A 5288-nucleotide genomic window follows, 5' to 3' on the forward strand; every position below is an offset into this window, starting at 1 on the left:
GAGGTGGCGGGCAGTCCCTCGGCGCGACGGCGCTCGGCGAGCGCGTCGAGGACCGCGTTGGCGGCCGCCTACGCGCCCTGTCCGGCGTTGCCCATGACGCCGGCGAGCGACGAGAAGAGGACGAAGGCGGACAGGTCCCGGCCGCGTGTCAGTTCGTCGAGGTGCAGGGCCGCCTCGGCCTTGGCCCGCATGACGTGCCGGATGCGCCGGGGATCGGTACCGCCGATGACGGCGTCGTCGAGGACGCCCGCAGTGTGCAGCACGGCGTCGACGGGGTGCCGTGCGAGGAGCGCGGCGACCTCCTCCCTGTCGGACACGTCGGCCGCGGCGACCGTGACCCGGGCGCCCATCGACCGGAGAGCCGTTTCGAGTTCCGGGGCGCCGGGCGCGTCGGGGCCGCGCCGGCTCACCAGGACGATGTCCTCGGCACCGCGCTCGACCGCCCAGCGCGCGACCCGGGCGCCGATGGCGCCCGTGCCTCCGGTGATGAGGACCGTTCCGCGTGGCCGCCACGCGTCCAGCGGGGTGGGACGGGGCCTGGACAGCCTGCGTCCGAAGACACCGGAGTCGCGGACCGCCACCTGGTCCTCGCCGAGCCCGCCGAACTCGTCGTACTCGTCGCGCGGTTCGGTGAGGACCGCGGCGAGCCGTGCGACCGCCCGTTCGTCGAGGTCGTCCGGGAGGTCCACGAGTCCGCCCCAGAGGTCGGGGTGTTCGAGGGCCGCGACCCGGCCGAGCCCCCACACCGCCGCCTGTTCGGGTGCCGTGACCGCGTCGGAGCGTCCGACGGAGACGGCGCCGCGCGTCAGCGACCACACCGGACCGCGCAGTCCGCTGTCCGTGAGCGCCTGGACCAGCGTGGCCGTGGCCGCCGCCACCCCGGCCCGGTCCTCGGCCAGCGGGAGCAGCGACAGGACGGCCGTGACGGGTCCGCACTCGGCCTGGGCGTCGCCGAGTCGGGCCGCCAGGTCCGCTCGGGCCGTCTCGGACGCGGAGTGCGGCACCTCGATCAGCCGCAGCTCGAACCCGTGCCCCGCGAGCCCTTCGAGTACGGCGCCAACCGTGGCGTCGGCCCGCTCGTCGCGCACCTGCGGGACGAGCACCAGCCGCAGGCCCGGGGGCGGCACGGGCGCGGGCGCGGGCGCGGTGCCGGAGAACCGGGCCAGAGGCGTCCAGGTGACGGCGTAACGCCAGGAGTCGGCGCCGGGCTTCGGCCTCGGCGCGGACGGGTCGAGCCAGTAACGCGCACGCTGGAAGGCGTACGTGGGCAGCTCCACGGCCGCCGCACCGGTTCCCGCGAAGAACGTCTCCCAGCCGACCGGCGCACCGTGCGCGTGCAGCCGGCCCAGGCCGCGCAGGACGGCCGCCGGTTCGGAGCCGGTCCTGTGCAGTATGGGGGTGAAGAGCATCCCGTCGTCGGAGGGGACGCAGGGCTGGGCAAGGGCGGTGAGGGTGCCGTCCGGGCCGAGCTCCACGAACCGGGTGACCCCCCGTTCCGCCAGCGTGCGCACCCCGTCCGCGAACCGCACGGCCTCCCGGACATGCCGCACCCAGTAGTCGGCCGAGCCCAACTCCCCGGCTACGGCGACCTGTCCGGTCAGGTTCGACACCACCGCGACACACGGCTCGCCGTACGCCACGCTCTCCGCGACCGTACGGAACTCCGCCAGCATCGGCTCCATCAACGGCGAATGGAAAGCATGGGAGACCCGCAGACGGGAGGTACGGCGACCCAGGGCGGCTATCTCCTGCGCGACCGCCTCCACCACCGCCTCGACACCGGAAATCACCACCGAACGCGGACCGTTGACGGCGGCGACCGACACGTCGCTCTCCCAGCCGTCCAGCAGCGGGAGAACCTCGGCCTCGGACGCCTCCAGCGCGAACATCGCACCACCGGAAGGCAGTTGCTGCATCAGACGACCCCGCGCCGACACCAGCCGGCAGGCATCCTCGAGGGAGAACACCCCCGCCACGTGTGCGGCGGCCAGCTCACCCACCGAATGACCCACCAGGAAGTCGGGGCTCATCCCCCACGACTCCACCAGCCGGAACAACGCCACCTCGATCGCGAACAGCGCGGGCTGCGCCCACCCGGTCCGGTTCAGCAGATCCGCGTCCTCACCGAACACCACACCCCGCAGACCCTCGTCCAACTGCGCGCACACCGCGTCGAAAGCCTCCGCGAACACCGGGAAGGACTCGTACAACTCCCCCCCCATACCCAGGCGTTGCGCACCCTGGCCGGAGAAGAGGAAAGCGAGCTTGCCCTCGCCGCGGGCGGAGCCGGTCACGGCCCGGGGGGTGGTCTCGTTCTCGGCGAGGCTCCGCAGGCCGTCGAGGAGGTCCGCGCGGGCGCCGCCGAAGACGACGGCGCGGTGGTCGAACGTCGACCGGGTGGTCAGCAGCGACCAGCCGATGTCGGCCGGGCTGCGGTCAGGGTGCCGGGCCAGGGAGGCGGACAGTGCGCGGGCCTGTGCGCGCAGGGCTTCGGGGGTGCGGGCGGAGAGGAGCCACGGGAGCACGGGCGGTACGGTGCCGGCCGGGGCCTGCTCGGGTGCCGGTGGCGGGGTCTCCTGTTCCAGGACGACGTGGGCGTTGGTCCCGCTGACACCGAAGGCGGAGACCGCCGCGGTGCGGGGGCGGCCGGTCTCGGGCCAGGCGCGCGGTGCGGTGAGGAGGCGGACCTCGCCCGCCTCCCAGTCGATGTGGGTCGAGGGCTCGTCGACGTGGAGGGTGGCGGGCAGTACGCCGTGGCGTATCGCCTCCACCATCTTGATCACGCCCGCCACGCCCGCGGCGGCCTGCGTGTGGCCGATGTTCGACTTCACCGACCCCAGCCACAGCGGCGTGTCCCCGGTCCGTTCTCTCCCATAGGTGGCCAGCAGGGCATGGGCCTCGATCGGGTCGCCCAGTGCCGTGCCGGTGCCGTGGGCCTCGACCGCGTCCACGTCCGAGGCGGACAGACCGGCGCTCGCGAGGGCGGCGCGGATCACCCGCTGCTGGGAGGGGCCGTTCGGTGCGGTCAGGCCGTTCGAGGCGCCGTCCTGGTTGACGGCCGAGCCCCGCACGACGGCCAGGACGGGGTGGCCGTGGGTGCGGGCGTCGGACAGCCGCTCCACGAGCAGCACGCCTGCTCCCTCGCCCCAGCCCGTGCCGTCCGCGCCCTCCGCGAACGCCTTGCACAGTCCGTCGCCCGCGAGGCCGCCCTGCCGGTCGAACTCGGCGAAGACGTCCGGGGTGGACATCACCGTCACGCCGCCGGCGAGGGCGAGGTCGCACTCCCCCGACCGCAGGGCCTGCACCGCCAGGTGCAGGGCGACGAGGGACGACGAGCAGGCCGTGTCCACGGTCACCGCGGGACCTTCCAGACCCAGCACGTACGACACCCGGCCGGAGACGACGCTCGCCGCGTTGCCGGTGAGCAGGTGGCCCTCGATGCCCTCGGGCAGCTCGCGGCCGGTCGCGGAACCGTAGTTCTGGTTGCTGCATCCGACGAAGACCCCGGTACGGCTGCCACGCACGGCGGCGGCGTCGATGCCCGCCCGCTCCAGCGCCTCCCAGGACGCTTCGAGGATCAGGCGCTGCTGCGGGTCCATGGCGAGGGCCTCGCGGGGCGAGATGCCGAAGAACCCGGCGTCGAACTCCGCGGCGGAGGCGACGAATCCGCCGCGCAGGGCCGCCGTGTCGGTGGCGGCTCCGCTCAGGTCCCAGCCGCGGTCCCGCGGGAACCCGGTCATCGCGTCCCGGCCGTCGGCCAGCAGCTGCCACAGGTCGTCGGGCGAGTGGACGTCTCCCGGGTAGCGGCAGGCCATGCCGACGATGGCGATGGGCTCGGTCGCCGCGCGCGCGATGCGGTCGTTCTGCTTGCGCAGCCGCTCGTTCTCGACCAGCGACGCGCGCAGGGCCGCGACGACGCGTTCCTCGGAGGTGGCCATACTCAGCTCCACTGTTCTGCTTCGGGCTTCGGCGGACGGGGCGGGTGAGGCGGGCCGGACGGTCAGGGGGCCGAGTCGCCGAGGGCGAGTTGTACGAGGTCGTCGATGTCCATCGTGTGGATCAGCTCGCTGTCGTCCGGGCCGGCGGCGGTCTCCGCTTCCACCGGGCCTTCCGGTGCGGCGAGCGCCAGCAGCGCGGTCAGCAGGCCGCTCTCCCGAAGGCGGGCCAGCGGGATGGCGGTCAGTTTCCTGCGCAGCGTGTCCTCGTCCGCGTCCGCGTCCGCGGGTCCCGCGGTGTCGGGGAAGAGCTCGGTCCAGAGGTGCTCGGCCAGGTGTCCGGGGGTGGGGTAGTCGAAGACGAGGGTGGTGGGCAGGCGCAGGCCGGTGTCGTGGTTGAGCTGGTTGCGCAGTTCGACGGCGGTCAGGGAGTCGAAGCCGATGGTGCGGAACGCCTGGCCGGGTTCGATGCTCCGGCCGTCGGCGCGGCCGAGGACCGCGGCGGCCCGGTCGCGCACGAGGTTGCGCAGGGCGAGCCTGCGGTCGGTGGTGGAGAGTTCGGAGAGCCGGTGTCTGAGGTCCGCGGCCTGTGCCGCGGTGTCGTCGGGGCCGGCCGCCGGGGCCGCCGCTTCCGGGAGTGCGGACAGGAGCGGGCTGGGACGGCTGCTGGTGAACGTGGGGAGGAACCTCTCCCAGTCCACGTCGGCGACCACCACCGTGCCGTCACCGAGGTCCAAGGCACGCCCCAGACCTGCCAGCGCACGGTCGGGGTCCATCACCCGCAGGCCCCGTCGCGCCAGCTCGACGGCCCCGTCGTCCGTCACCATGCCCCCGCCGCCCCAGGGACCCCAGGCCACCGCCGTACCGACGAGCCCACGGACCCGGCGGCGCTCGACCAGCGCGTCCAGTTGGGCGTTGGCGGCGGCGTAGGCCGACTGGCCGCCGCTGCCCCACACCCCGGCGATCGAGGAGAACACCACGAACGCCGACAGGTCCCGGTCTGCCAGGAGGGTGTCCAGGTGGGTGGCGCCGGCGGCCTTGGCTCCCCATACGTCGGCGAGGTGCTGGGCGTCGGCGGTGTCGATCGGTGCGGCGTCGCCCCGGCCCGCGGCGTGGAACACCGCGTCGACGGCGTGCCGGTCCAGGAGGGCGCGGACCTCGTCGGGGTCCGCCATGTCGCAGGCCTCCAGGGCGACCTGGGCGCCCAGGTCGCGCAGTGCGTCGGCGAGTTCGACGGCGCCGGGCGCTGCCGCTCCGCGGCGGCTCGTCAGGACGAGGTCCCGCGCGCCGCGCTGTACGAGCCAGTGGGCGAGGCGCGCGCCGAGGGCGCCTGTTCCGCCGGTCACCAGGACG

General features: G+C 74.4%; 1 protein-coding gene and 1 pseudogene. Both read right to left on the bottom strand.

Annotation, left to right across the window (positions count from 1 at the left end):
- Window positions 1-3938: pseudogene (locus ABZV34_RS36925) on the bottom strand (SDR family NAD(P)-dependent oxidoreductase); the annotation flags it as partial.
- A gap of 62 nt (window positions 3939-4000) precedes the next feature.
- Window positions 4001-5288: beta-ketoacyl reductase (locus ABZV34_RS36930; RefSeq protein ID WP_356286901.1), on the bottom strand; the 1288-nt coding region annotated here is incomplete at its 5' end.

The organism is Streptomyces sp. NPDC005195 (genome assembly GCF_040608315.1).
Lineage (GTDB): Bacteria > Actinomycetota > Actinomycetes > Streptomycetales > Streptomycetaceae > Streptomyces > Streptomyces kaempferi.